The sequence below is a fragment of the Sulfitobacter sp. 1A13679 genome (genome assembly GCF_043557115.1).
Classification (GTDB): domain Bacteria; phylum Pseudomonadota; class Alphaproteobacteria; order Rhodobacterales; family Rhodobacteraceae; genus Sulfitobacter; species Sulfitobacter faviae.
Map to the genome: position 1 here is coordinate 40,902 of NZ_JBIFFO010000019.1, position 25,020 is coordinate 65,921.

Here is a 25,020-nt window from a genome sequence, read left to right on the forward strand (position 1 = left end):
CTGCGCAGTCCCCACCTGGGGCTCCGGCCGAGGGAGGAAAACACCATGTCACAGGGATCGAACCCCAAGACCCCGCTCACCGATCCAGTCGCTCTGAATGCGGCGGGCGCGCAAGAGATCGGCTTTGACAAAGCGCAGCATCGCAACTGCTCGGACATTCTGTGGCAGAACCTCGCGCGCAACGCCGATAAGACCGCGGTGACCGGTCCGAACGGCAGCCTCAGCTACCGTGAATTGATTGCCGAGGCGGCGCGGTGGGGGCATGCTTTTACCCGCGCGGGACTGACGCGCGGCGAGCGGATTGCCTTCTTTCTTGATGATACACCGGTCTATCCGGCTGCCTTTTACGGGGCGGTCCGGGCGGGCTTAGTGCCGGTGCTTCTGAACATCCAGACCAAGCCTGATGTGCTGAATTACTTCCTGAAGGACAGCGGCGCGCGTATTGCGCTAGTCGAGTCGCAACTGGACGGGGTGTTCAATGACGAGACGCTGGCAGGCACTGAATTGGACCGGCTGGTCATCGCCAATGGCAGTGCCGATCTTGCCAAGTCAATTGAGGCGGAGAGCTTTCTCGATGGCAGCGACACGGTTCTCGACGCCGCGGACACCGGCCCCGATGACATGGCCTTCTGGATGTATTCCTCGGGCTCGACCGGGCGGCCCAAGGGCATCGTCCATCTGCATCACGACGTGGCCTATATCCACGACAGCTTCGGCGCGCATGTGTTGAAGCTGAGCCAAGACGATATATGTTATTCGGTGCCTAAGGCCTATTTCGCCTATGGCTTCGGCAACTCTCTGGTCTTCCCCTTTGCCGTCGGTGCCACCACGCTGCTGGTCTCAGACCAGCCCCGCCCCGAGGCGGTGTTGAAGGCCATCGAGATCTATCGGCCAACGGTGCTTTTCGGCCTGCCGACGCTCTATACCGCGCTGTGCCGTGCGCCTGATATCGACAGTCGGGACCTCACCTCGCTGCGGCAGTCGATGTCGGCGGCAGAGATCCTGTCGGAAGACGTCTATACTGCGTGGGAAGCCAAGGTCGGCCACGGCCCCACCGAAGGGCTGGGCTCCACCGAAATGCTCCATATCTACCTCAGCAACCGGCTCGACGATCACCGTTTGGGTGCTGCAGGCGCGCGGGTGCCGGGTTATGAAATCCGACTTGAGACGCCCGAGGGCAGGCCCGCCCAGCCGGGCGAGGAGGGCGTCATGTTTGTGCGCGGCCACTCCTCGGCGCCGACCTATTGGAACCGGCCCGACAAGACCCGCGAGACCATGCGCGGCGACTGGATCTACACCGGTGACCGCTTCGTCGAGAAGAACGGCTTCTATTATTTCCAAGGCCGCGCCGATGACTTGGTTAAGGTCTCCGGTCAGTGGGTCTGGCCGCTCGAGGTCGAGCGCTGCCTGAACGAACACCCCGATGTTAATGAATGCGCAGTCTTGGCCGAGCAACTGGACGACAAGCGTACCGCGCTGCGCGCCATCGTCAGCCTCGTGCAGGGAGGCACGGGCGACGAGGCGCAGACACAGCGGCTGCGCGATCACATCAAGACGCATCTGACCCCTTACAAGGCACCGCGTCTCTTCGACTATCTGCCCCATCTGCCCAAGACGGGCACCGGCAAGATCGACCGTCAGGCGCTGATCCGCAAACCGGAAACCGATTGATTCACAGTTCAATGAGAGGAACTTACATGACACTGCTTAAGACACTCGCCGCCGCTGCGCTGCTGGCCACGGGGCTTGCCCCCGCCGTGCAGGCGCAGGTGCAATCCTTCTCCACACCGCCGCAGGGCTCGGTCTGGAACACCATGGCCTCGGTCATCTCAGGCGAGGCGCGCAAGAGCGCCGGGATGCGCCTTGTCGTGCAGCCCTATGGCGGCAATGCGCAGATGATGCAGGCCGTGAACGAGGCACTGGCCGAGTTTTCGCTCAATGATGTAAATGATGTGATCACCGCGGTTCAAGGCTCGGGCGATTACACCGCCGCGATGCCCAACCTGCGTATTGTGGCGCGGATCAACCCGTTTCCGGTGGGCCTCTACGTCAAGGAAAGCTCGGGGCTGACCTCGGTCGCGGACCTCGAAGGCCGCAGCGTGCCTTCCGGCTGGGATGCCTTTCCAATCGCGCGGTCGCATATTTCGGCCATCCTCGCCGCTGGAGGTATTGGCTGGGAAGATGTCGATCAGGTGCCGGTCCCGGAACTGATCCGCGGCTCCGACGACATGGCATCGGGGCGCGTTGATAGCGCCTTTTTCGCAGTGGGTGGCCCCAAGGTGGCCGAGGTCGACGCCTCGGTGGGCGGCGTGCGCTACCTCGGGATCACGGCCAATGACGAAACGCTGGCGAAAATCCGCAAAGTGCGGCCCGCGTTCTACTTTTCCGAAGTCACGCCGGCACCGGTCCGCGTTGGCGTGGCCGAGCCGATGATGTTCGTGACTTGGGACAACGTTCTCGTCGCAGGCGCGCATGTGTCCGACGAGCAGGTGCAATCGCTACTGGCGGTGCTGTTCGACGAGCGCGAGGCCATCGGCGCTGCTTATCCGCCGCTCAATGCACTCAACCTCGAGACAGCTTTTAAAGAGTTTCCCGGCGTCGATTATCACCCTGGCGCGGTGGCCTTCTTTGAGGACCGCGGTGTCGAGATGACCTCGGACCAGTGACGCAATGCCGGGGCGGTCTTGCCGCCCCGTCCGTCAATCGAAAGGGAATGCTGTGGAACAGGACGTGACTTCTCCGAAGGCCTTGTGTGTAAAGAACATCGTTGTCAGCGCTCTGGCCGGCACTTTGACCATCGCTGCGATGGCACAGGCCGCGAGCCTGCCGTCGCGCATGGGGTATTCCTACTACACAGAGCAATTCCTGGCGTTGGTGCTTGGGTTGAGCTTGGCGATCATCTTCCTTGTTACTGGCGAAAACAAGGAACGCGCGCGCTCGGGAGGCGACACGGCGCTCGATTGGCTGCTCTCAGTCACGGGGCTTGGCCTCTCACTCTACGTGATGCTGGCCTATCCGAGACTCGTATCGCAGGCGATGTCACTGCCTTGGGATGCGCTGCTGGTTGGCGGAGCGCTGTTTTTGCTGGTGCTTGAAGGCCTGCGCCGCTCGGTGGGCTGGACCTTGGTGATCGTGGTCCTCGTGATCGTCGGGTATGGCATGATCGGTCATCTGGTGCCCGGGGCACTGCAAACCCGCGAGGTCGCGCCACAGCGGCTGGCGGTCTATTTGGCCTTCGACCCGAACGGCTTGCTCGGCCTCACGCTCAACGTCGCGGCCACCGTGGTTGTGGCCTTCGTCTTCTTCGGCCAGTTGCTGCTGCGCTCCGGCGGGGCGGACTTTTTCAACGACATCGCCATGTCAACCATGGGTCACAAGCGTGGCGGCGCGGCCAAAATCTCGATTGTCGCGTCCGGGCTCTTTGGCTCGATCTCAGGCGTGGTGGTGTCCAACATCGTCGCCACTGGCGTGGTCACCATCAAGCTGATGATACAGTCCGGCTTTCGTCGTACCACCGCTGGCGCGGTTGAAGCGGTTGCATCCACCGGCGGCCAGATCGCGCCGCCAGTGATGGGGGCCGTGGCTTTCCTGATGGCTGACATCCTTCAGAAACCCTATTCTGAGATTGTCGTCGCCGCTATCGTGCCGGCGCTGCTTTATTACGTGGCGCTATTCGTGCAGGCCGACCTGCAGGCGGCGAAACAGGACATTAAGCCGCTCGACCTAAGCGATGCTCCGACAACCGCCGCTGTCCTATCGCGCGGCTGGGTCTTCATCCTGCCCTTTGCGGCCATCGTCACGGCGCTTTTCTGGTTCAACCAACCGGCCGAAACCTCTGCGCTTTGGGGCGGGGCGGCGGCACTCATGATCGGGCTGACCGTGGGCTACGGAGAGACCCGCATGGTGCTGCGCGACCTCTGGGCAGCGTCTGTCGAGGCGGGCAAGTCGATCACCCAGATCATCATGATTTCGGCGGCGGCGGGCTTTATCATCGGCGTGTTGAACGTCACCGGTCTGGGATTTGCCGCGACCTTCGCGCTGGTCGATCTGGGGCAGGGCAATGTCTTTGTGTTGCTGCTGATCTCGGCCTTGGTCTGTCTGATCCTCGGCATGGGGATGCCCACGGTGGGGGTTTATCTGCTGCTCGCCGTGCTGATCGCGCCCTCTCTGGTTCAGTCGGGGGTCGAGCCCATCGCAGCACATCTGTTCATCTTCTACCTCGGCATGATGTCGATGGTAACCCCGCCTATCGGCATCGGCGCCTTCTTTGCCGCTGCCATCGCCAAGGCCTCGCCTATGGCCACGGCTTGGGAATCTATGCGCTTCGGCTGGACTGCCTATATCGTGCCTTTCCTCTTTGTCTTCTCGCCAGCGCTCTTGTTGATCGGTGATCCAATGGAAATCGCCATTGCCGTCACGAGCGCTGTCTTAGGGGTCTACGCGATTTCGGCGGCCTTTGTTGGCTGGTTCCACGGCCCGGCAGGGCAGGGGCGCAGGGCTCTCGTTGGCCTCGCCGGGGTAGCGCTCCTGCTGCCGCCGGGTATCGGCGGAGCACATACGTTGTGGATCAACGCGGCAGGTTTTGCAGTGCTTGCTCTGCTCTGGATCACCGCTCGGGCGGAGCGCAATGACTCCCCCGCGCTAACGGAAAATGGACAGGGCTGAAAAGGCCCTCAAACTTAAAAAAGGAAACTAAATGTCTTTTGTCTTCACCCCGCCCGAGCCTGCTGACGTGGCCGTTCACGGGAGCGATGACCGCCTGCCGGTGCGCCGTATCTTCTGTGTTGGGCGCAACTACGCCGCCCACGCTGTCGAGATGGGCAAGGACCCGGACCGCGATCCGCCATTCTTCTTCACTAAGCCCGCCGATGCGGTGGTCGATACCGGGGAGACGGTAGCCTATCCGCCCCAGACAGAGAACTTTCACTACGAGGCCGAGCTGGTCGTCGTGATCGGCGGGGGGGGCAAGAACATTGCCGAAGAAAACGCGCTCGATCACGTCTGGGGCTATGCCGTCGGCAACGACCTGACCCGCCGCGATCTGCAGCTGGAAGCGCGTGAGAAGGGGCGCCCTTGGGACTGGGGCAAAGCCTTTGACCGCTCTGCAGTGATCGGCCCAGTGTATCCGGTCGCACAGGTCGGCCATCCTTCCAAGGGTTCGATCCGGCTGACAGTCAACGGCGAGATCAAGCAGGACGCTGATCTGGCTGACCTGATCTGGTCGGTGCCCGAGGTGATCTCGATCCTGTCCCATTCGATGGAGCTGCGGCCTGGCGATCTGATCATGACCGGCACCCCCGCCGGTGTCGGCCCGCTGGTCGAAGGCGATACCTGCCGGGTGGAGATCGAGGGCCTGGGCGCCATCGAAACCCCGATCGGTCCGCGCGCCTGAACCAATGCGGGGGGCCGTCGGCCCCCCGCGTCACCTCAGAAAAGGAAAGGCTCTCATGACTCTGCGGCTTCACAACTTCTTCCGATCTTCAACTTCAACCCGGCTGCGCGCCGCGCTGAACCTCAAGGGACTGGATTACGACTACGTGCCTTACGTCTTGCGGGACGGCGAAACTCGAACGCCGGAATACCTCGACCGTAACCGGCAGGGCCTTGTTCCGACACTGGAGCGCGAAGACGGGAGCCACCTGACACAGTCGCTGGCCATCATTGAATGGCTTGAGGAGACCCACCCCAAGCCAGCGCTTTTGCCGGTCGATCCTGACGGCCGGGCACGGGTGCGGGCGCTGGCGCAGATGTTGGCGCTCGAGGTGCATCCACTGAACAACCTGCGGGTGCTGTTCTACCTCCGCGACGAATTCGGCGCCGATGAGGCGGCCCAGAAGAAATGGTTCACCCATTGGGTCACGCTTACCTTCGACGCGCTGGAAGCGACGTTGGCCGACAGCCCCGAGACCGGGCGTTATTCTCACGGCGATCAGCCGACGCTGGCCGATATCTGTCTCTACGCGCAGGTCTGGAACAACAAGCGCTTCGACATCGCGCTGGATCGTTGGCCCACCATCGCGCGTATCTTCGCGGAGCTCGACCAGCTCCCCGCCTTCACCAATGCCGCGCCGCCGAACCAACCCGACGCTGCCTAGCCAACAAGGAGACCCATGATGGACAATGCCATGCAACCCGAGGACACCCCGGAACTGCGCGCGCTCTATGAGGGCTTCGAGCGGAACCACATGAACCCGCTCTGGACCCAGACCGCCGGCCTCATGCCGCAACATCCCAAACCCAAAGCGGTGCCCTACGTCTGGAAGTGGGCCGATCTGTTGCCTATGGCCGAGCAATCCGGTGACCTGGTGCCGGTCGGTCGAGGCGGCGAGCGCCGCGCCATCGGGCTGGCCAACCCCGGCCTCGCCCCGCACGCTTATTGCACGCCGACGCTCTGGTGCGCGATCCAGTATCTCCTGCCCGGGGAGAACGCCCCCGAGCACCGCCATTCGCAGAACGCTTTCCGCTTCGTGGTCGAGGGCGAGGGCGTCTGGACCGTTGTCAACGGCGACCCGGTGCGCATGTCCCGCGGCGACCTGCTGCTGACGCCGGGCTGGGCTTTCCACGGTCATCACAACGTCGCTACCGAGCCGATGGCTTGGATTGATGGGCTGGATATTCCGTTCAGCCAGCAGATGGACGTGGGCTTTTTCGAGTTCGGCGCAGAGCGTGTCACCGACAATGCCACCCCGAACTACAGCCAAGGCGAGCGGCTGTGGGGCCATCCGGGCCTGCGCCCGCTCTCGGGCCTGCAAGATACGGTATCGTCGCCGATCGGCGCCTACCGGTGGGAGCACACCGACCGCGCCCTGACCGAACAGCTGCTGCTGGAAGACGAGGGCCAGCCCGCCACGGTGGGCCTCGGCCACGCGGCGGTGCGCTACACCAACCCTACCACCGGCGGCGACGTGATGCCGACGATCCGCTGCGAGTTTCACCGGCTGCGCGCGGGCACTGAAACGCCCCTGCGGCAGGAGGTCGGTTCTTCGGTCTTCCAAGTCTTCGAAGGCTCGGGGGCGGTGGTGCTGGGCGGCGAGACTCGCAAGCTGGAGAAAGGTGACATCTTCGTCGTGCCTTCCTGGGTCGGCTGGTCGCTGCAGGCCGAGACGCAGTTCGACCTGTTCCGCTTCTCCGACGCGCCGATCATCGAACGTCTGAATTTCATGCGTACGATGGTCGACGGCCAATGACCCCGGGAGACACCGCCGCCCGTGACGCTCTGCGCGCCCGCCAAGGCGACGGCGCGCGTTACGATGCCGAGGCGGCGCCGCATGATGACCTCCTCCAAGCGCGCCGCGGCACTGCTTATTTCGCGCGCAAGCTCAACGAGTTGAGCGATGCGGAACTTTCGGACCCAGCACTTCGCGACGGCTGGACCCGCGCTCAGGTCGTGGCCCATGTTAGCTACCACGCCCGGCTCTTCGCACATCTGCTCGAGGCTGCACGCACCGGAATGTCGCAGCCTATTGTCGAGAACCGCGATACTGAAATCGCCCTTGGCGCTACCTTGCCACCGCGCGCCTTGCGCAGCCTCTTTCGTCATGCGGAGGTGCATCTTAACGTCGAATGGCGCGATCTTACCGATCAGGACTGGAACGCTCGGCTGCACCTGCCAGACGGCAGGAAGATCCCGGCGTGCGAGACGCCGATGTTGCGGGCAAAAGAGGTCTGGCAGGGGGCGATTGATCTGGCCAATGGAGCCCGCCTTGCGGATGTTCCGAAGGCTGCGCTGGATCATGCCCTACAGGGTTCTCTAATCGCCACGGTCAAGAGTTGATTTCTCCGCGGTTCATTCTGCGCGCCGGGCTCTTTGGTTCTCTCCGCGGTCGCCGCATATTTGCGTGCAGGGTCGGGTGGGTCGAAGTGGTGTACGCGGTTTGTGCCGCAGCCGTGGGGGCGATCTCAGCCGCGCCGCGCGTCCCAGCAGGACCCATTTCGTCGTGCTGAAGGTCTGCAAGTGGCCAAGGTTTTCGGGTGCTTTACTCTATCACCTCCCTGGAGGGCGTGCTGGTGCGCCACATGGCATGCAGCGTCACCGCGAGCTTGCGCGCCAATGCGACCTTCGCCTTTCTTGGCACTGTTCGCTCGGCGATCGCCTGGGCTCATGTGCGGAGGCGGGATCCTTTGAGATTTCGGCAGAAGATCGCGTTCGTGGCCTCAAACAAGCACTTTCGGGTGAACATATCGCCGCGTTTCGATATTCGCCCGTTCCGACTGATTTCGCTGGATTCATACCGCCTCGGGGTCAACCCAAGGTAAGCTCCGGCGGATGAGGATCGTTTGAACCGGTCAATGTCGTCAAATGCGGCAGCGACCGCCATGGCGGTGATCGGCCAGACACCCGGCGCAGTCATTAGCAACCGCACGGTCTCATGGCGTTTAGTGATAGCCCGGATCTCGCGGTCGATTGTGTCGGCCCTAGGCATCAAGCGAGGGACAACCATGGACTGATAACTTTTAGCATGCGGCTTACTCACTCAACACAACCCAAATTAGTTCTGCTAAGGGCATTGTCACATTAACTCGGGCCTGTTGGAAGCGTAGGAGATTTTGCTTAGTTGCTGCGCATGAGTATGATCGTCAGCTACAAGCGCCACCGTTTTCCACCAGAGATCATCGCGCACGCGGTTTGGCTGTACGTCCGTTTCAACCTCTCCCTGCGCGAAGTCGAGGAAATGCTACTGAATCGTGGCATTGATGTTTCCTACTAAACGATCCGGCGTTGGGTGGCGAAATTCGCCCCGCAGATCGCCCGAAACTTGCGCCGGCGGCAGGCGCCTCCGGGGGACGTTTGGCATCTCGACGAAGTTGTGGTGACGATCTCCGGGCGGAAATTCTGGCTCTGGCGCGCGGTTGATCAAGAGGGGATCGTTCTGGAGGAAATCCTGCAATCTAAGCGCGACAAGCGTGCCGCAAAGCGTCTTTTGAAAGCGCTGATCAAGCGGTTTGGGCTGCCCAAACGGATCGTAACGGACAAGCTGCGCTCCTACGGTGCGGCCAGACGCGAGATCGCGTCCGGTCTTGAACATCGCTCCCACAAAGGCCTTAACAATCGGGCCAAGAATAGCCATTTGCCGTTTCGAAAACGAGAGCGGTGCATGCAAGGGTTTCGCTCTCCGGGCGGGTTGCAACGGTTTGTGACATGCCAGTCTGCCACCAGAAACCGCTTCTCAATTCCTGCCCGCCGCCGTTCCGCAATCGAAACACGCTATCACAGAATAGAGGCCTTCGGCGCCTGGAAGGAGGCTGCGAGCATCTGACGCTCAAAGACCGGCCATCTATTCGCGGCCGGCAAGTTAAGTTGACAACACCCATGCGTCCCACAGTCAGTGGTGTCCGGTCGCGGGCCGGCGCGGGGTGTCAGTTCAAACATTTTTTGCCTTTCTGTTTTTGTATGGCAGTACCCCGCCAAGGCGCGCAGACTTCGGTGAAGTCTAGCCACCAAAAAGCGCTAGGACCGGTGCGAACGCATCTTTCCATGATGGACGCGCCTCAAGCTGTTCGATCCAGGCAGCGACATTCGGCAGATCGTCAAGCGAGATGTCAGATTGCGCACGGTACATGAACGTCGAGGCCAACGCGAAATCTGCCACGCTCAGATCGCCCGCGACCCAGTCCTTGCCCGCAAGGCCAATTTCCAGAACCGCAAGAAATTGATCGACGTTCTTCAACTCGGCGTCGATGACGCTTTGATCCGGATCACCCATGCCGAACTTCGCTCTCAGGAACCGCTCGAACGATAGCTTTTGCATCGCCGGGCCAAGGTGAATCGCCTGCCAGTATAGCCACTGGTCCACTGTTGCACGGGATTTCAGATCATCCGGGTGAAGACCGCGTTCGGGTTTCTTGCTTGCCAGATAGGAATTGATGGCGCGCGATTCCCAGATCACGAAATCGTCGTCCACCAGCACTGGCACCTTGGCATTGGGATTCATCGACAGGAAATCCGCGCTTTGATTGTCGCCGCCCCGGAGGTCGACCTCGATGATTTCAAGGTCGATCCCTAGTTCCAGGGCGACCGCACGCACGCGAAGGGCGTTGGGCGAGAAATTGGCGTTGTAAAGTCTCATCGTACTCTCCTCATTGCGCCTGGGGGGTCAGCAGGGCCGCCTTGTTGGCAATCAGAAAGTCATGCACCGATTGCCCGGATTGCCCGGTCAGGTTTTCCAGGTCGTCCGTTGCAGCGCTCAAATAATCCTTTGCGATCGCCTCGTCGAAGGACGCAAAGACCTTTGCCATGGGTTCAGGCAGGCCAGCGCCGACCATGGCCCGAACCAGATCATCGGTTGAGATCGGAATATAGGGGAGGTCCTTGCCCGAGATTTCCGACAGGATCGCCGCGATGTCACCCTGGGAAACCGCCGCAGGGCCGGTTATTTCCAGGACGCTTGACCCGGTTTCCTGCATCAGCGCCACAGCCGCAGCGCGGGCGCAATCCCCACGGGTGACATAGGCGGTCTTTCCGTCGGCAGCAGCGGCAAAATGTTGTCCCATACCAATGCTTTGCCTACCACCCATCAACACCAGATCGGTGTAAAGATTGTTGCGCAGGATAGTATAGCTGACACCGGTGTCCTTGATCAGTGCCTCGGTGTCGCTGTGATCCTTGGAAAAGGTAATCGGGCTTTCCTCGACAGGGCTAGCGAGGGAGGTATAGACGATATGTCCAATCCCTTCGTTTGACGCGGCAGCAATGGCGTTTTTCTGCGCTGCCAGTCGCTTGCCCGGTTCCAGATCGTCGGTCGAGATGATAAGCAGACGTTTGCCACCTGCAAAAGCGGCAGGCAGCGACGCCGCGTCGTTGAAATCACCCTTGCGGGCCTCGACGCCCTTGTCAGCCAGATCGGACAGCTTTTCCGGTGAGCGGGAAACGGCGATGATCGGACCGGCACCGGCCGTAATCAAATTGTCGATGACCTGTCGGCCAAGTTGGCCGGACGCACCAGTGACGATGAAAGGGCCTTCTTGAATGTTTGTCATTGGGTTTTCCTCGATTTTTCGGGTTGGATTTGGATGTTCGAACGTCTGTTGGGAGTCACCCGAAGGTAAACGCGCTTTCGACTGCTCCAAGCACGTGATCTTCCAACGTTTTTATACCTTTGTCGGCAAGGGCTGCCCCGGCGACCACATGCAGCGGAATCAGATGTTCCTCGCGCGGGTTTGCATCGCGGGCACCGGGGGCGGCGTCCCAGTGTGCCAGCATTTGATCACGCTCTGCCGGATCGGTGCGGGTGGCCGCATCGCTTAGCCAGCGGTCAAATTCCTGCCCGCTCACGGCATCGGTGGCGCCATCCTGCATCGCGCGCATCATCTTTTCCATGTTGTGATAGGTGTTGCCCGACCCGATGATCAGAACCCCTTCGTCGCGCAACGGCGCCAATGCCCGTCCGACCGCAATATGCGCAGCCGGGTCAAGATCGGAGCGCATGCTAAGCTGCACACAAGGAATGTCTGCGCGCGGAAAAGCCACCTTTAGCGGAATGAACACGCCGTGATCGTAACCACGCGATTCATCGACGGGGCAAGGGAACCCGGCTGCCTCGATCAGCTTCCGCACCCTGTCGGACAACGCGGGGTTGCCGGCCGCGGGCCAGGTCAGTTCGTAAGTGTGGGGTGGAAACCCGTTATAATCGAACAACAGCGGTGGAGCCGGGTTTCTCTGCACTGTGAACTGCTGCTCTTCCCAATGGCCTGAAATCACCAGCAACGCCTTGGGGGCTTCCGCTAATGATGCCGGTACACCCGCAAGGAACTCACGCTGTCGGTCCCAGGTTTCCGGCGGGTCCCAGTCCATGAAAAAACATGGGCCTCCACCGTGTGGAATGAACATTGTCGGCATTCGAGTCACGTCTTGCGTCCTTTCGTCTGAACCCTGTGCACCCCCTGATGGCCCCCATCCGTCATTGCAGCTTTGAGGTCCGGTTATGCCGCGCTGTTCAACACATTGCCTCGGCATTGTTCTGAGTGGGTCGCTCTTGCTAGGCAATTTCTTCCGCGGTAGTATAATAAGTCGTCTTAATTTTGAAAGAAAAGTAGGCACGGAAAAGTAACCATTCCAGAGGAACGTTAGAATGAAGCAAAAAGCACCGCCCGTATGTCCAATGGACTCTATTCTGCGCCTGCTGATGGGGCCGTGGACCACGTATATCCTCTGGGTTCTGAGCGACAGCGGGCCGCAACGCTTTGGGGTATTAAAACGGGCAGTGCCGGGCATTTCGACACGCATGCTAACCGAACGGTTGCGAATGCTTCAGGCGGCCGGAGTGATTTGGCGCGATCAAACGCAAACGATCCCCCCTGCGGTCACCTACGGTTTGACGGAGCGCGGCGACGATCTGAGCCAAGTGCTCGAATCCTTGGGCGAAATCGCACAGCGTTGGGCGGCCGAAGGTGCGTTCGAAAGGTCGAAGTGAAGGCCGAATGATCGAGTGCAGTCCCGCGTCTTGATTAGAGGCGTTTGAGCGCTTTTTGTTTGCGCCGCTCCGGGGCCCATCTTTTTGGCAGGACGCTCGAAGTTATCGAGGATGCGGCCGGCCTCTGTCTTATCGGGGTCGAGCTGTCCCAGATACCATGCCGGTATCCACCGTTGCTCTTTTTGCTTGGAGCCGAGCATGGCATCGAGGAAGTCAGCTTAGACGGTGAAGCCGCCCACGTCCTTGGCAGCGCAATCTCAGCCATGCCGCTGTCCGAACTCTATATTACGTCACTATTCTGACCTTATGCGAAACAAAATAGCATAGAGCACAGGGACGGCGACAAGCGTCAGGACTGAGGCAAATGCGAGCCCCCCCATGATTGTCACCGCCATTGAAGCAAAAAAGGCGTCGGGCAACAGCGGGATCATACCGAAAATCGTCGTGCCAGCCGCGAGCACCACGGGGCGCAATCGGCTGACCGATCCGTCAACAACGGCTCTGTAGTCCGAGACACCCTCCGCACGTTGTTGGTCAATTTCCTCAACCAAAACGATGGCGTTTTTCATCAACATGCCCGAAAGCGATAGGAAACCCAGCAGGGCCGTGAAGGTAAAGGGCAACCCGGTGAACAGCAGGCCCAGAACCATGCCAGTGACAGACATGGGGACAACAAGCCAAAGAATGAGCGGCTGGCGGATCTTGTTGAACATCAGGATCGAGATCGTCAACATCACGAGGAAACCAAGGGGAAGCTGTTTGCCAAGGCTCGCCTGCGCGTCTTTGGCGCTTTCGAACTCGCCGCCCCATTCCATCGCATAGCCCTCGGGAAGCGGTAGGGCCTCAATCTCGGTCCGAACGCTCCGGAACGCTTCATCCGCAGTTAGATCATCGCGCGACCCGCCAAGCACGGAGATTGTCCGCTCTCGGTTTCGTCTGTGGATCAGCGCCTCAACGAGACGTGTCTCAAAACGCTCAACCAAGTTCGTAATCGGAACGTAGGACCCGGCTCCGTCAGACCAGACAGAAAGGTCGCGCAGTTGAGTAACGCCATCACGCGCATCTTTGGGGAGGCGGAGACGGATTGGTATGACTTCGTCATCTTCGCGCAGATCGCCAACCCGCAGGCCCGAAGTGCCGTATTGGATCGTATCCGCAATCGCGCCACGCGTCGTGCCAGCCAGCCGCATACGGGATTCATCAACTACGGGTTCAACGAGGATTTCTCGCTGCCGCCAGTTCGTGCGGGGGTTGGTGATGGTGCCAGCGTCCGCATAGACCTTCATCGCTTCGTCTGCGAGCTGGCGCAAGACAACAGGATCGGGCCCCGAATACCGAACCGCCACATCGGCGCCCGAGGGCGGTCCGAATACGATCTGCTCAACCCGGATCAACGCATGCGGGAACGCGGCAGGCAGGACGCTGTTGAGCCGGTTCGCAATGGACGGGATGACTTCTGCGTCGTCAACCCGGACGATAAGCTGCCCATAGCTGGAATCGGCCTGCTCTGGATTGTAGGTCAGCATGAAGCGGCTCGCGCCGCTCCCGACCAATGTGGTCAGACCGGTCACGCTGTCCTCCGCCAAGAGCATCTTTTCAAGGCGGCGCATTTCAGCGTCGGTAACGTTAATATCTGTGCCTTGGGGCATCTGCACCTGAACATAGAAGATCGGCGTGTTCGACGCGGGGAAGAAGGCCTGTTTTACTTGGCCGAAGGCCATGACAGACCAAACCGTTATCCCCAAAATGACCACGACGACCAGCACCCGCGTCCGCAGCGCGAACCAAAGGAACCCGCGATAAGCGCCGTAAAACGCTCCTTTGTAAGGATCGTCGGAACCATTTTTCGGCGCTCTGAGCAGCAGGCGACCCAAATAGGGTGTGACCGTGACAGCAAGCGCCCAGCTCAGCAGCAAAGAGATCGCAATGACCGCGAAGAGCGAAAACAGGAACTCGCCGGTCGCGTCTGGCGACAATCCGATGCCCGAGAACGCCATGATCCCAATGACCGTGGCGCCAAGCAGCGGGATAGATGTGGCCGTTTCCGTCTCAGCAGCAGCGTCTTCTGCGGTCCTCCCCCGGGCCATGCCAATGACCATCCCTTCGGTAATGACGATGGCATTATCGACAAGCATACCCATCGCAATAATCAAGGCACCAAGGCTAATGCGCTCCATCGCGATGCCGAAAGCCGACATGAAAAACAGCGTCGAGAAGACCGTGAGGCCAAGAGTCGCCCCCACCACCAGACCGGCGCGCCAGCCCATGGTAAGCATCAGTGCGGCAACAACAATGGCAACGGATTGCGCCAGACTGACAAGAAAGCTCGAAACCGCTTGATCGACAACGCGATGCTGTTCGTAAACCGGAATAACCTCCACGCCGTTTGGCAGGCTGGTTTTCAAGCTGTCCAGCCGGGCCGAGACAGCGTCGCCGACCTCAACAACATTGCGATCCGTGAGAGCCGAGACGCCCAAAGTGAAAGCAGAAACGCCGTTTTGACGGATGATCTGGCTGGGCTGTTCAGCTTTTTCACGGGTGACGCGTGCAATGTCTGAGATCGCGATCTGTCCGACCTGTCCGGCCAACCCGATCCGAAGCTCTTCAATCCCTTCAGGGCTAACATAGCCCGGCGGCACCGACAGGCTGATCCGCGCGGGCCCTTCGGTAATCTCACCGTTGGTGAAAACCTTATTTTCGTCCGCAAGAATGCCCAAGATCTGTTGTGGCGGCAGACCCAACTCCGTCATGCGCGAAGAGGGGACCGAAATGTCGATCACCTCTTCAGCGAGACCCTGTACCTCAACCTTGGCCACCCCATCGACGGTGACCAGCCCCAGCCGCAGGCTCTTGGCAAGGTCACGCTGTTCTGACGGGCTTAGGTTCTCGGCCGTAACGGCATAAAACATCCCGTAGACGTCACCAAAATCGTCGTTGATGATTGGCGGACGCGCCCCGGCGGGTAGCTCTCCTTGGACATCGTTGATGCGCCGGCGCATTTCATCCCACACCTGCGGAATCTCATCCGGGCCATAGGTCATCTCGATCTCGACAGTGATCTGCGCCATCCCCGGCATGGATTTGGATTCGACCCGGTCAAGCTGCTTCATCTGCTGAAGCGCGTTTTCGACGACGTCAGCGACTTCTTCCTCTACTTCAACAGCAGTCGCGCCGGGGTAGGGGACAAAGACAAGCGCCGTTTTCAGGGTGAAATTGGGGTCTTCAAGACGACCCACCGTGTTCAAACCCCAATAGCCGCCCACAAGGCAAAAGATGATTGCAAGCCAGACCGCAACAGGGCGCCTAATGCTCGCGCGAGAGATGCTAATTGCCATGTGTCTATCCGAGTCTCGCTGAGAAATACGGGATCAACGCCCCGAAACCGCCACTATCTGATCGTCGCTCAACCGCCACCAACCGCCAGACACGACCATCTCGCCGTCCTTTAGCCCCTCTAAGACGATGAACTCGTCACCGACCGGAAGACCGAGCCGGACCGTTCTGCGGGTGACTTTTTCTGTTGTCTCGTCATAGACCCATACCGATGGGTCCGTTCGACTTGTCGTATCGACCGCCGAGACGGGAATGATGAAGGAGGCCTCCGGGTTTTCGGAGTCCGTTGTCGAAATGCGCACATCCGCTGTCATACCCGGCAAGAGGCGCGGATCGATCTCTCCGGTAATGGCGAATTCCACGTCGTAGGTCTGCGCGGTTGGATCAGCATCCGTGGCAAAAGACCGAAGGGTAAGCGGGGCGGTATACCCCGGCACGGCGGGAAATTGGGCAACGATGTCGTAGGCGTCAGGGGCCGAGCGTCCCACGGCGGCAAGTTCTTCGGACATGGAAATCAAAACCCGCATTTCACTGATATCTTGCAAGCGCGCTACGGGTGCGGCTGAGGTGACATTGATGTATTCTTCGACAAAGGTGCGCGCCACGATCGCATCGAAAGGTGCTACAATCTGGGTCTGGGAATACCGTCGCTTGGCCTCGCGGCGCGACACATCTGCCTGCGCGAACTGGGCGCGTGCGGAGTCGAGCCGCGCATCGGCTGCGACCCCCCGTTCGGCCAGGCTCGAGGCGCGCTTCAGTTCAGAATTCGCGAGATCATAGGAGGCTTGCGCCCGGTCTACCGCAAGATCAAAGTCCGTCTGATCGAGCTGAGCGATCAGGTCACCTTTTTGAACATGAGACCCCGGCTCAACATTAATAGAAATGATCTGACCCGGCACTTGGAATGCAATATCGACTGTTCGGACGGGTTTAACGCGTCCCGTAACAGAACGGGATTGGTTGATCATACGGCTGACCACTTCGGTCACTTCAACCGTTATCGGTTGACCAAGGGCAGCAGTCTCATTGCTCTTAACACTGTCCTCGGCAACCGTTTCTGTCTGGGCCCAAAGATGGCTCCATGGCCCCGTCGCCAACGCCACCGCGAAGACCACACCAAATGCGAGTGCCGAAATTGAGCCCATTCGTTTCCAGCCCGGACGCGTTTTATTCAAGCTCATCAATCAATGTCCTTAGTCGTTGGACGGCGCGTGCTCTGCAAACCGCGCCGCCGTCCGGAAGCTTTAGCAGATTTTGGAATCGAAGGCCTTGGATCGCGAGAACGACAACCATCGCGGTGGAGGCGTCCTGCGTTTCAGAGAGAATATGCTCGATCTGCTCCGACATTTCAGCACGCAATGGGTCCAGCAGCTGAGGGTCCGACGCCGCAGCCGCAAGGATCGCCATAGATAGGTCGACATCTCCGTCACGCGGCTTCAGCACCGTCTCAAGATGCCCACGGAGCGTACGCGACTGAGCTTGTTCAGGCATGGCTTCAATGAGGTCACGATGGGCGGATATCATTTGGTCTAACAACCCAGAGATGAGAGCCTTCTTGCTCGGGAAGTTGTAAAGCACACCGCCTTTGCTGAGGCCCGCTTCCTGCGCGACCGCGTCGATGGTGATCTTCCCGGCACCGTCACGCGAAGCAACCGCACGCGCCGCCTCGAGAATTTTCAATGACGCGTTTGTAGAACCCGCAGGCTGGTTTTTGCTATTCACACTGTACCGTCTGGTCGGTTTAGAATATTGTGTCTCTTAGTTTGGGATGGAAATAGGGTCAAGGGTTTGCTGGGGGGAGCACCTCGACGTCAGGGTACTCGTTGCCGAACAGACTTCAATTAGAGGTCTTTCTAGGGGCTAAGCGGGTCAGGAGAAGGATTGAACAATGGGAAGCTTCGATAGATGTTACGAAGAAAGCTACGTGCGTTCGGTGTTCATTGAAAAAATTGGAACGATTGCTCAATCCGAAGGATTTCCTCGCACCGCTGGCCGCGTCTTTGCGCTATTGCTCTACGATGGCGGCCAGATATCCTTTCAACAACTTGCCGGATCACTTCAGGCCAGCCGGGGAAGCATCAGTTCCAGTGTTCGAAAGCTGGAAGCACTGAAGCTTATTCGGCGGGTAACTGAGATCGGCGACCGACAAGTCTATTTCAAAGTAGAAGAAGACGCCTTTACGAATATGGTCGGCGTTTTTGCCAAGCGCGCACATCGTGCAGCGACAGCCATCGAATGCTCATTGGCAAAGATACCGGCTTCTGAACACGGTCCGCGGTTAAGAGTGGCCAGCTACGCCAAATTTTATCGCGCGATAGAAGAAGGTCTGAAGTTAACCGAAGAAGCAATTCAAAAGAACCCTTAGCGGTTCGCACAACCGGTAGCTGAAACGCTGGAGCTGACGACATGGAATCGAACCTAGAGCGAAAACCAGTGGCATCTGTAGTCGACGTTCTGATGCTGCATCTGCAGCACTCTATGCCGACGCCGTTATATTGGCAATCCTTGGCCAGCTATCGTAACAATACCCGCTTTGGTGATACGGACACTTCCACGACAAGCCACACTCACTGCTCGTAATCTAAACGTGACTTATTCCAGTGTCGACCCATATCTCATGACAAAGCAGTTGGAAAAGCAGCGAGGGCCTCATGACGACATTCACCGTAAACGGAGAAGAGCGCACAGTAGACGTGCCGGGCGATACACCCCTGTTGTGGGTCCTGCGCGATGAGTTAAAGCTCACTGGAACGAAGTTTGGATGCGGCGTGGCCCAATGCGGCGCTTGCACCGTGGTGCTGGACGGCATGACGCGGCGGTCCTGCGTGACGCCGGTAGCAACTTTAGAAGGTGCCGATATTCAAACCATCGAAGGTCTCGACACTCCCGAGGCAAAGGCAGTGAAGGCGGCATGGACTGCGATCGACGTCCCGCAATGCGGCTGGTGCCAATCGGGCCAAGTCGTCAGTGCCGCTGCGCTGCTATACGAAATTCCCAACCCGACTGATGAAGAGATCGATCAGGCCATGGCCGGAAACATCTGCCGCTGTGCGACATACGTGCGCATTCGCCAAGCGATCAAAGACGCTGCCAAGACGTTGGAGGGTTAAGACATGACCACCTTACAAAGCCGACGCAACTTCCTTGCCTCTTCGCTGGGCCTCGTCATCGCTGTGGCGCTTCCCATGCGCGGCCGTGCGCAATCGGGAGCGGCACTCGCTTTCCAGCCGGATGGCACAGAACCTACGTTCGCACCGAACGCCTTTATCCGGGTCGCCGAAGATGACACCATAACAGTTATCATCAAACACATCGAATTCGGTCAGGGTCCGTTCACCGGCCTTTCCACGCTGGTTGCAGAGGAAATGGATGCAGATTGGGGCCAGATGCGCGCCGAATCCGCTCCGGCGGACGACGAGAAGTACAAAAACCTGTTGTTCGGTCTGCAAGCCACCGGCGGATCGACCGCGATGGCCAACAGCTACACCCAAATGCGCAAAGCAGGTGCTGCGGCCCGCGCGATGCTGGTGCAAGCCGCTGCCGAAGAATGGGGCGTGGATGCGTCTACGATCACCATTTCCGATGGAGTGCTGACCTCCGGCGATAACAGCTCGACCTTTGGGCCTCTGGCCAAGAAGGCTGCAATGCTGACCCCGCCTGAGGATCCCCCCGTCAAAGACCCCAAGGATTTTGTCCTGATCGGCAAAGATCGCCCAAAGCTCGACAGTCAGGCCAAATCCACGGGCACCGCCGTATTCACAATGGATATCGACCTGCCGGACATGGAGTATGTCGTGATCCGCCACGCGCCCATGCTCGGCGGCGCCGTCGCCAGCTTTGACGACGCCGATGCAATGAAAGTGCCGGGCGTCACCGCCGTGCGCCAAATTCCACAAGGCATCGCGGTATACGCGACCTCTACCCACGCGGCGCTCTCTGGGCGCAATGCCCTGACGGTTGAGTGGGACGACAGTGCCGCCGAGACCCGGACTTCAGCCCAGATGATGGAAGATTTTGCCGAACTGGCCAGCAGTGGTGAGGCACGGGCCGCAGAAGAAGTAGGTGATGTCGACGCGTCCTTGTCGGACGGTGTGGATGTGCTCGAAATGGAGTTTCGGTTCCCCTATCTGGCCCACGCCCCGATGGAGCCGCTCGACGCGGTCATTCAGGTCAAGGACGGCAGCGCAGAAACGTGGGGGGGTTACCAGTTCCCTGGCTTTGACCGGCAAGCAGTTGCGGGCAACCTTGGCTTGCCTGTCGAGAATGTGAAACTGAACGTCATGCTGGCGGGCGGATCCTTTGGCCGCCGCGCTCAGCCGTCAGCGCAGATCGGCAATGAAATTGGTGCAATCGCTAAGGCCGCGGGGCGTGACGGGGCCTGGAAACTCATCTGGACCCGCGAAGACGATCTGGCGGGCGGCTATTACCGCCCGATGACTGTCCACAAGATGCGGGGCGCCGTGGATGCCGATGGCAACATCTTGGGCTGGCATGATGTCATCGTGAACCAATCCATCATGGCCGGTGGCCCGATGGAACAGATGATGAAAGACAACAAGGATCCGACCTCTTTCGAGGGAGCGATCAAGATGCCTTACGACTTGGCGAACTTGCGCGTGGATTGGGTCCGCGCTGAAAGCGCGGTGCCGGTTTTGTGGTGGCGCTCTGTGGGACACTCGCACACCGGATACGCGACCGAAGTCTTTTTGGACCATCTGCTCGAAGCGGGCGGTAAGAACCCTTTGCAGGGCCGGTTGGACCTGTTGAAGGGCGATATGGGCCGTGACCGCGCGGTGCTGGAAAAGGTCGCTGAAATGGCGGATTGGGACGGGACCAAGGTGAAGGGCGACAAAGGCTATGGCGTGGCTTTGCACGAATCCTTTGGCACCTATGTGGCTCAGATTGCCGAGGTCGAAGACCGTGACGGGTTCCCCCATGTGACCAAAGTCTGGTGCGCGGTGGACTGCGGTCTTGCGGTAAACCCGAATGTGATCCGCGCCCAGATCGAAGGCGGCATCGGCTTTGGCTTGGGCAGTGTCCTGTTCAATGCCGTCACACTCGGAGAAGGCGGCGTCGTGCAGGAACAGAACTTCGACACCTACCGGATGATCCGGATTAACGAGATGCCCGAGGTCGAGGTGGAAATCATCGAAAGCACGCTGGACCCGACGGGGATCGGTGAGCCGGGCACGCCCCCGGTGGGCCCCGCCGTTGCCAACGCGTGGCGCGCTCTGACCGGGACGAACGTGATCACCCTTCCCTTTTTGTCCGCGAACGGAGCCTGACCTATGAATACTTTTGTTAAACTGGCCGTTGCCAGCATTCTTTGGGCTGGCGCGGTCAATGCCGAAACCGTCAATGGTCTGCGCACCGTTGATGAGTTCGACGAAATCGAAAACGAATCCGACCGGTCCGTCGCGCTTTTCGAAGAGATGTTCCTCGTAATCGAAAGCCCGCGCTGCATGAACTGCCATCCGGTGAACAACACGCCTTTGCAGGGAGAGGAAATGCAACCGCATCAGCCGCCTGTGGTTCGCGGCGCTGCTGATTTTGGTGCGCCGGGCATGCGTTGTTCGACCTGCCACGGATCAGAGAATGTACCTTACACCACTGGGGAGGGCTCGATCCCCGGGCATGAACCATGGCAGCTAGCGCCCATCGAAATGGGTTGGGTCGGCCTGACGGCGGCAGAGGTTTGCGAACAACTTAAAGATCCTGGTCGCAATGGCAACCGGACGCTCGCTGAACTCCATGAGCATAACGCCGAAGATGGGCTGGTCGGATGGGGATGGGAGCCAGGCAAAGGCCGAACCCCCGCTCCCGGTACTCAGGAGGTTTTCGGCGCGTTGACGCAGGCCTGGATCAACACGGGCGCCGCTTGCCCCACAAAGTGACCTGACCGCGCCTTTCAGGGATCCTGGAAGGCGCGGGCGAGGGTGTTGTCACGTTAACCCGCCGAGTTTGCCAGTTTGCATGCCGTTCGTTGATCAACCGGCATGTGCCGCGGATTTCCACGCCTCGAGTGGTTCGAGCCGATTGTAGCGGATGGGGAGGGCAGAGCGGTGGCGGGCTGGGACAGAGAATCGATTGCGGGTTGCGGACTGCATAGATACGAAGCGTTGTAATCCCACCGGTGATCGGAAGCCTTGCATCACCCGCTCTCATTTTCGGAAGCGTTGATTGTCACTGAATGTCGCTGCACTCGAACAGAAGTCCAAGGCTTCAAGGTTGGTTACGTGGGTGAAACCTAGGCTTGACGCTAGAGGATCATGGTACAGAGCCCGCGCTACATGCTGCCGGGTAGAACCTGAACCGCCTCCGCTCGATGAGCTTAAAAAGCGCCGCGTCCCGAAAAGAGGCGGCACTTTGATTTGTAGGTTTGAGAGGCCGGTCAGCCGCGATCGACGATCACCGCGATCCCTTGGCCGCCGCCGATACACATGGTCGCAAGGCCGTAGCGGCCGGAGATGCGCTCAAGTTCGTAGAGAAGCTTGGTAAGGATGATAGCGCCTGATGCGCCGATCGGGTGGCCGAGCGCCACCGCGCCGCCGTTTGGGTTCACCTTTTCGACGGGTAGGCCCAGATCGGCGCTGACAGCGCAGGCCTGCGCTGCGAATGCCTCGTTCGATTCAATCACGTCAAGATCGCTCACTTGCAAGCCAGCGCGCTCCAGCGCTTGGCGCGTGGCAGGCACGGGGCCAAGGCCCATTACATCGGGCGCGACGCCGCCTAGCCCGTAAGCCACGATCCGTGCCATGGGCGTGACGCCTCGGGCGTCCGCCGTTTCCGCCTCCATCAAAACCAACGCGGCTGCACCATCATTGATGCCCGAGGCGTTGCCAGCAGTGACCGACCCGTCCTTGGCGAAGGCTGGGCGCAGCTTGGTCAGATCGGCCTCGGTCAGGTTCGGGCGCACGTGCTCGTCAGTGTCGAAGGCCACTTCTTCGCGGCCGCGGCGGACAGGGATGGGCAGGATCTGCTGTTTGAAAAGGCTCTGCTCGATGGCGCGTGCTGCGCGGCGGTGGGATTCGAGGGCGAAGGCATCTTGCGCGGCGCGGTCGATGTTGCAGCGCTTCGCCACGTTCTCAGCGGTAATCCCCATGTGGCCATTGCCGAAAGGATCGTTAAGGGCGCCCAGCATCATATCGGTAGCGACCACGTCGCCCATCTTCTGACCGCTGCGGGACTTGGTGAGAAGGTGGCCTGCACGGCTCATGCTCTCGGCGCCGCCCGCCAGCGCTGTGTCGCAATTGCCCAGCATAATCTGCTCGGCCGCGGTGATCACCGCCTGAAGCCCCGAACCGCAGAGACGGTTGAGGGTAAGGGCCGGAGAGGTTTCTGGCACGCCCGCGCGCATTGCAACGACCCGCGCAAGATACATGTCCTCCGGCGAGGTGTGAATGACGTTGCCAAAGACCGATTGGCCCACGGCCTCGGGTTCGATCCCGGCGCGGGCAATGGCTTCGCGTGCGACGGCAGCGCCTAGGTCGCAGGGGCTAACCCCGGCCAGCGCGCCACCGGCGTCGCCGATCGCTGTGCGGACGCCAGAGGCGATAACTACGGATTTCGTCATAATCTGTCCTTCTTTTTTCATGGGGGTTTGGGCGCGGCGCGCGCGCGTCATTCTGGGGGATTGCTCGTAGGGGAGGCGTTAGGCGGCGTCGCTGGCGTCCTTGCTATCTGCGCCAACGGCCTTGGCACCACAGGCCGCCAACACGATGCTCTGAACCATTTCAATATAGCTATCGATGTCGACCTTCCGACGTCGATATTTGGCACGCTTGACGTACCAGTCCTGCAGCAGAGGTTTGATAAGCGCGGCCATCAGCGGTGGCATGTCTATCGAAAAACTTCCGTCCTTCACACCGCGCTCCAGCACCTGCGCAAAGTAGCTCTCAGTCAGTTCTTCGCTGTCGATGGCGCGCTTCCGCTCCGCGCTCGGAAAGTTCTTCGCTTCCATGAACGAAAAGGTGAACCAAGAGAGCATCGCCTCGGTCAGACGGATATGGATTTCGATCAGCCACATAAGGTGAGCGCGCGGGTCCCGGCACACCTCCTCGGGCGGGTGGGCAAGGGCATTCTCAACCGCCAGTGTGACCTCAGACAGGATCATCTTTAGCAGAGTGGCTTTGCTGTCAAAATAGGAATAGAGCCCGCCCATGCTCACGCCAGAGGTTTGCGAAAGATCGCGTAAGCTCATGGCCTGAAACCCTTTTTTGTTCGAAAGCTCCAACGCGGCGTTCAGGATCAACGCCAGCTTGCGCACTGCAAGCTCAGGCTTCTGAATCGAGATGCTGTTGCGATTGTTCTCGAGGACCGAACGGCACAGGTCATCGGTCGTTGGCAGGTGGGTGTTTGCAGTCTGAGTCATCTGGCGTCTTTCTGCGGCGCGGCAACGAATTGATCGTCATGTTGCAACAAAATCGTTGCCAGCGCCAGAGAAACCATGCAAGAAATAAATCGAGCGCTCGTTCGAATAAGGAATTGTTTACGTGCAACAGGATTCATCTTCTGCCGCCTCCCCTCTAGGGTTTGACCTGTCCGGGCGGACCGCGTTGGTTACCGGTGCTTCTTCTGGCCTCGGGGTACATTTTGCCCGTATCCTTGCCGCGCATGGGGCCGACGTCGCCGTCGCCGCCCGGCGGGCCGAGAAAGTGTCAGACCTTGCGCAGGAGATCGTGGCCGCGGGTGGCGCGGCCCAAGCTCTGCGCCTCGACGTGACCGACGCGGCCTCGGTGGCAGAGGCTTTCACCGGGCGGCGCTTTGATATTGTGGTCAATAATGCCGGTATCGCCTTTAATGGCCCCGCGTTGGAAACGCCCGAAGAGAACTGGCGCCAGGTGATCGACACCGATCTGACAGGTGTCTTCCTCGTTTCGCAAGCCGCCGCAACGGCCATGGCCGCGGACGGGCGGGGGGGCAGCATCATCAACATCGCCTCAATTTTGGGTAAACGCGTTGCAGGAGGGCTTTCGGCCTATGCCGCGGCCAAGGCGGCTGTGGTGCAGCTCACCCGCGCCCATGCGCTGGAGTGGGCCCGCCACGGCATCCGCGTAAACGCGATCTGTCCTGGATATATCGAAACCGACATCAACCGCGATTTTTTCGCAACCGCAGCAGGCCAGAAGCTGGTGAGCCGTATCCCTGTGCGCCGACTGGGTCAGATGGAGGATCTTTCTGCGCCGCTCCTCTTGCTGGCCTCGGATCATGGTCGGTTCATGACCGGCTCGGAATTGGTGGTCGACGGCGGCCACTTGGTCACTTCACTATAAGGAAC

The 25,020-nt window shown here is 59.9% G+C and carries 22 protein-coding genes and 1 pseudogene; 14 read left to right on the forward strand and 9 right to left on the reverse strand.

What is annotated here, in order from left to right:
* Positions 1-45: 45 nt before the first annotated feature.
* The 7 genes from ACGYLA_RS14765 (at position 46) to ACGYLA_RS14795 (ending at position 7,774) form a co-directional block, all read left to right on the forward strand.
* Positions 46-1,671, forward strand: a complete 1,626-nt coding sequence (locus tag ACGYLA_RS14765) for a benzoate-CoA ligase family protein (RefSeq protein WP_340263819.1) — start codon at positions 46-48, stop codon at positions 1,669-1,671.
* A 26-nt stretch (positions 1,672-1,697) separates the two neighbouring features.
* A complete protein-coding gene (locus ACGYLA_RS14770; protein ID WP_340263820.1) occupies positions 1,698-2,666 on the forward strand; it encodes a TAXI family TRAP transporter solute-binding subunit in 969 nt (322 codons plus the stop codon).
* Between the two features lie 64 nt (positions 2,667-2,730).
* On the forward strand, positions 2,731-4,665 hold the full coding sequence (locus ACGYLA_RS14775; protein WP_394433487.1) for a TRAP transporter permease: 1,935 nt from the start codon (positions 2,731-2,733) through the stop codon (positions 4,663-4,665).
* Between the two features lie 31 nt (positions 4,666-4,696).
* Positions 4,697-5,392, forward strand: a complete 696-nt coding sequence (locus ACGYLA_RS14780) for a fumarylacetoacetate hydrolase family protein (protein ID WP_224556238.1) — start codon at positions 4,697-4,699, stop codon at positions 5,390-5,392.
* A 55-nt stretch (positions 5,393-5,447) separates the two neighbouring features.
* A complete protein-coding gene (maiA, locus tag ACGYLA_RS14785; RefSeq protein WP_340263822.1) occupies positions 5,448-6,095 on the forward strand; it encodes a maleylacetoacetate isomerase in 648 nt (215 codons plus the stop codon).
* 18 nt (positions 6,096-6,113) lie between these two features.
* Positions 6,114-7,187, forward strand: a complete 1,074-nt coding sequence (locus ACGYLA_RS14790) for a cupin domain-containing protein (RefSeq protein ID WP_394433530.1) — start codon at positions 6,114-6,116, stop codon at positions 7,185-7,187.
* On the forward strand, positions 7,184-7,774 hold the full coding sequence (locus tag ACGYLA_RS14795; protein ID WP_340263824.1) for a maleylpyruvate isomerase N-terminal domain-containing protein: 591 nt from the start codon (positions 7,184-7,186) through the stop codon (positions 7,772-7,774). The genes ACGYLA_RS14790 and ACGYLA_RS14795 overlap by 4 nt, the downstream gene beginning before the upstream one ends.
* A gap of 325 nt (positions 7,775-8,099) precedes the next feature.
* On the opposite strand, the gene ACGYLA_RS14800 is transcribed toward ACGYLA_RS14795, so the two are convergent.
* Entirely contained in the window at positions 8,100-8,441 is a 342-nt protein-coding gene (locus ACGYLA_RS14800) for a transposase (protein WP_340263825.1), read from the reverse strand.
* A 123-nt stretch (positions 8,442-8,564) separates the two neighbouring features.
* On the opposite strand from ACGYLA_RS14800, the pseudogene ACGYLA_RS14805 reads away from it, so the two are divergent.
* Positions 8,565-9,257 (forward strand): annotated as a pseudogene (locus tag ACGYLA_RS14805) (IS6 family transposase).
* A gap of 174 nt (positions 9,258-9,431) precedes the next feature.
* Here the strand turns inward: ACGYLA_RS14805 and ACGYLA_RS14810 are convergent.
* The 3 genes from ACGYLA_RS14810 to ACGYLA_RS14820 are packed head-to-tail and all read right to left on the reverse strand — an operon-like array spanning position 9,432 to position 11,791.
* Positions 9,432-10,067: a glutathione S-transferase N-terminal domain-containing protein gene (locus tag ACGYLA_RS14810; protein ID WP_340263826.1), complete on the reverse strand. Its 636-nt coding sequence runs from the start codon at positions 10,065-10,067 to the stop codon at positions 9,432-9,434.
* A gap of 10 nt (positions 10,068-10,077) precedes the next feature.
* Positions 10,078-10,977 carry an NAD(P)H-binding protein gene (locus ACGYLA_RS14815; RefSeq protein ID WP_340263827.1) on the reverse strand — a complete coding sequence of 300 codons (900 nt, stop codon included), beginning with the start codon at positions 10,975-10,977 and terminating at the stop codon, positions 10,078-10,080.
* A 55-nt stretch (positions 10,978-11,032) separates the two neighbouring features.
* Complete coding sequence (locus ACGYLA_RS14820; protein WP_340263828.1) at positions 11,033-11,791, reverse strand: class III extradiol ring-cleavage dioxygenase; 759 nt, start codon at positions 11,789-11,791, stop codon at positions 11,033-11,035.
* A gap of 277 nt (positions 11,792-12,068) precedes the next feature.
* Between ACGYLA_RS14820 and ACGYLA_RS14825 the strand changes: the two genes are divergently transcribed.
* On the forward strand, positions 12,069-12,410 hold the full coding sequence (locus ACGYLA_RS14825) for a winged helix-turn-helix transcriptional regulator (protein ID WP_340263829.1): 342 nt from the start codon (positions 12,069-12,071) through the stop codon (positions 12,408-12,410).
* 293 nt (positions 12,411-12,703) lie between these two features.
* Here ACGYLA_RS14825 and ACGYLA_RS14830 read toward each other — a convergent pair whose 3' ends face one another.
* From ACGYLA_RS14830 to ACGYLA_RS14840, 3 genes are read right to left on the reverse strand one after another with little or no spacing between them, the layout of a single operon-like run.
* Positions 12,704-15,745 (reverse strand): efflux RND transporter permease subunit, encoded by a 3,042-nt coding sequence (locus ACGYLA_RS14830; protein WP_394433492.1) that lies wholly within the window; start codon positions 15,743-15,745, stop codon positions 12,704-12,706.
* Positions 15,746-15,778: 33 nt separating this feature from the next.
* On the reverse strand, positions 15,779-16,924 hold the full coding sequence (locus ACGYLA_RS14835; RefSeq protein ID WP_394433494.1) for an efflux RND transporter periplasmic adaptor subunit: 1,146 nt from the start codon (positions 16,922-16,924) through the stop codon (positions 15,779-15,781).
* Positions 16,911-17,465, reverse strand: coding sequence for a TetR family transcriptional regulator (locus ACGYLA_RS14840; protein ID WP_340263832.1), 555 nt, complete (start codon positions 17,463-17,465; stop codon positions 16,911-16,913). The genes ACGYLA_RS14835 and ACGYLA_RS14840 overlap by 14 nt, the downstream gene beginning before the upstream one ends.
* A gap of 166 nt (positions 17,466-17,631) precedes the next feature.
* Between ACGYLA_RS14840 and ACGYLA_RS14845 the strand changes: the two genes are divergently transcribed.
* From ACGYLA_RS14845 to ACGYLA_RS14860, 4 genes are all read left to right on the forward strand, one after another.
* Complete coding sequence (locus ACGYLA_RS14845) at positions 17,632-18,108, forward strand: MarR family transcriptional regulator (protein ID WP_340263833.1); 477 nt, start codon at positions 17,632-17,634, stop codon at positions 18,106-18,108.
* 286 nt (positions 18,109-18,394) lie between these two features.
* Complete coding sequence (locus ACGYLA_RS14850; RefSeq protein WP_340263834.1) at positions 18,395-18,853, forward strand: 2Fe-2S iron-sulfur cluster-binding protein; 459 nt, start codon at positions 18,395-18,397, stop codon at positions 18,851-18,853.
* Positions 18,854-18,856: 3 nt separating this feature from the next.
* A complete protein-coding gene (locus ACGYLA_RS14855) occupies positions 18,857-21,028 on the forward strand; it encodes a molybdopterin cofactor-binding domain-containing protein (RefSeq protein WP_340263835.1) in 2,172 nt (723 codons plus the stop codon).
* A gap of 3 nt (positions 21,029-21,031) precedes the next feature.
* Positions 21,032-21,637: an Isoquinoline 1-oxidoreductase subunit gene (locus ACGYLA_RS14860; protein ID WP_340263836.1), complete on the forward strand. Its 606-nt coding sequence runs from the start codon at positions 21,032-21,034 to the stop codon at positions 21,635-21,637.
* Between the two features lie 497 nt (positions 21,638-22,134).
* Here ACGYLA_RS14860 and bktB read toward each other — a convergent pair whose 3' ends face one another.
* Positions 22,135-23,316, reverse strand: coding sequence for a beta-ketothiolase BktB (bktB, locus tag ACGYLA_RS14865; RefSeq protein ID WP_340263837.1), 1,182 nt, complete (start codon positions 23,314-23,316; stop codon positions 22,135-22,137).
* A gap of 78 nt (positions 23,317-23,394) precedes the next feature.
* Complete coding sequence (locus ACGYLA_RS14870; RefSeq protein ID WP_340263838.1) at positions 23,395-24,114, reverse strand: TetR family transcriptional regulator; 720 nt, start codon at positions 24,112-24,114, stop codon at positions 23,395-23,397.
* A 121-nt stretch (positions 24,115-24,235) separates the two neighbouring features.
* On the opposite strand from ACGYLA_RS14870, the gene ACGYLA_RS14875 reads away from it, so the two are divergent.
* A complete protein-coding gene (locus ACGYLA_RS14875) occupies positions 24,236-25,015 on the forward strand; it encodes an SDR family oxidoreductase (protein WP_340263839.1) in 780 nt (259 codons plus the stop codon).
* Positions 25,016-25,020 lie beyond the last annotated feature (5 nt).

Bases quoted from the DNA above. Each gene is read 5' to 3' on its own strand.
- ACGYLA_RS14825 (WP_340263829.1), top strand. From the start codon at position 12,069: ATGAAGCAAAAAGCACCGCCCGTATGTCCAATGGACTCTATTCTGCGC.
- ACGYLA_RS14815 (WP_340263827.1), bottom strand. From the start codon at position 10,977: ATGACAAACATTCAAGAAGGCCCTTTCATCGTCACTGGTGCGTCCGGC.
- ACGYLA_RS14800 (WP_340263825.1), bottom strand. From the start codon at position 8,441: ATGGTTGTCCCTCGCTTGATGCCTAGGGCCGACACAATCGACCGCGAG.
- ACGYLA_RS14835 (WP_394433494.1), bottom strand. From the start codon at position 16,924: ATGAGCTTGAATAAAACGCGTCCGGGCTGGAAACGAATGGGCTCAATT.
- ACGYLA_RS14795 (WP_340263824.1), top strand. From the start codon at position 7,184: ATGACCCCGGGAGACACCGCCGCCCGTGACGCTCTGCGCGCCCGCCAA.
- ACGYLA_RS14830 (WP_394433492.1), bottom strand. From the start codon at position 15,745: ATGGCAATTAGCATCTCTCGCGCGAGCATTAGGCGCCCTGTTGCGGTC.
- ACGYLA_RS14765 (WP_340263819.1), top strand. From the start codon at position 46: ATGTCACAGGGATCGAACCCCAAGACCCCGCTCACCGATCCAGTCGCT.
- ACGYLA_RS14780 (WP_224556238.1), top strand. From the start codon at position 4,697: ATGTCTTTTGTCTTCACCCCGCCCGAGCCTGCTGACGTGGCCGTTCAC.
- ACGYLA_RS14810 (WP_340263826.1), bottom strand. From the start codon at position 10,067: ATGAGACTTTACAACGCCAATTTCTCGCCCAACGCCCTTCGCGTGCGT.
- ACGYLA_RS14845 (WP_340263833.1), top strand. From the start codon at position 17,632: ATGGGAAGCTTCGATAGATGTTACGAAGAAAGCTACGTGCGTTCGGTG.
- ACGYLA_RS14850 (WP_340263834.1), top strand. From the start codon at position 18,395: ATGACGACATTCACCGTAAACGGAGAAGAGCGCACAGTAGACGTGCCG.
- ACGYLA_RS14855 (WP_340263835.1), top strand. From the start codon at position 18,857: ATGACCACCTTACAAAGCCGACGCAACTTCCTTGCCTCTTCGCTGGGC.
- maiA (WP_340263822.1), top strand. From the start codon at position 5,448: ATGACTCTGCGGCTTCACAACTTCTTCCGATCTTCAACTTCAACCCGG.
- bktB (WP_340263837.1), bottom strand. From the start codon at position 23,316: ATGACGAAATCCGTAGTTATCGCCTCTGGCGTCCGCACAGCGATCGGC.
- ACGYLA_RS14790 (WP_394433530.1), top strand. From the start codon at position 6,114: ATGGACAATGCCATGCAACCCGAGGACACCCCGGAACTGCGCGCGCTC.
- ACGYLA_RS14860 (WP_340263836.1), top strand. From the start codon at position 21,032: ATGAATACTTTTGTTAAACTGGCCGTTGCCAGCATTCTTTGGGCTGGC.
- ACGYLA_RS14870 (WP_340263838.1), bottom strand. From the start codon at position 24,114: ATGACTCAGACTGCAAACACCCACCTGCCAACGACCGATGACCTGTGC.
- ACGYLA_RS14770 (WP_340263820.1), top strand. From the start codon at position 1,698: ATGACACTGCTTAAGACACTCGCCGCCGCTGCGCTGCTGGCCACGGGG.
- ACGYLA_RS14820 (WP_340263828.1), bottom strand. From the start codon at position 11,791: ATGGACTGGGACCCGCCGGAAACCTGGGACCGACAGCGTGAGTTCCTT.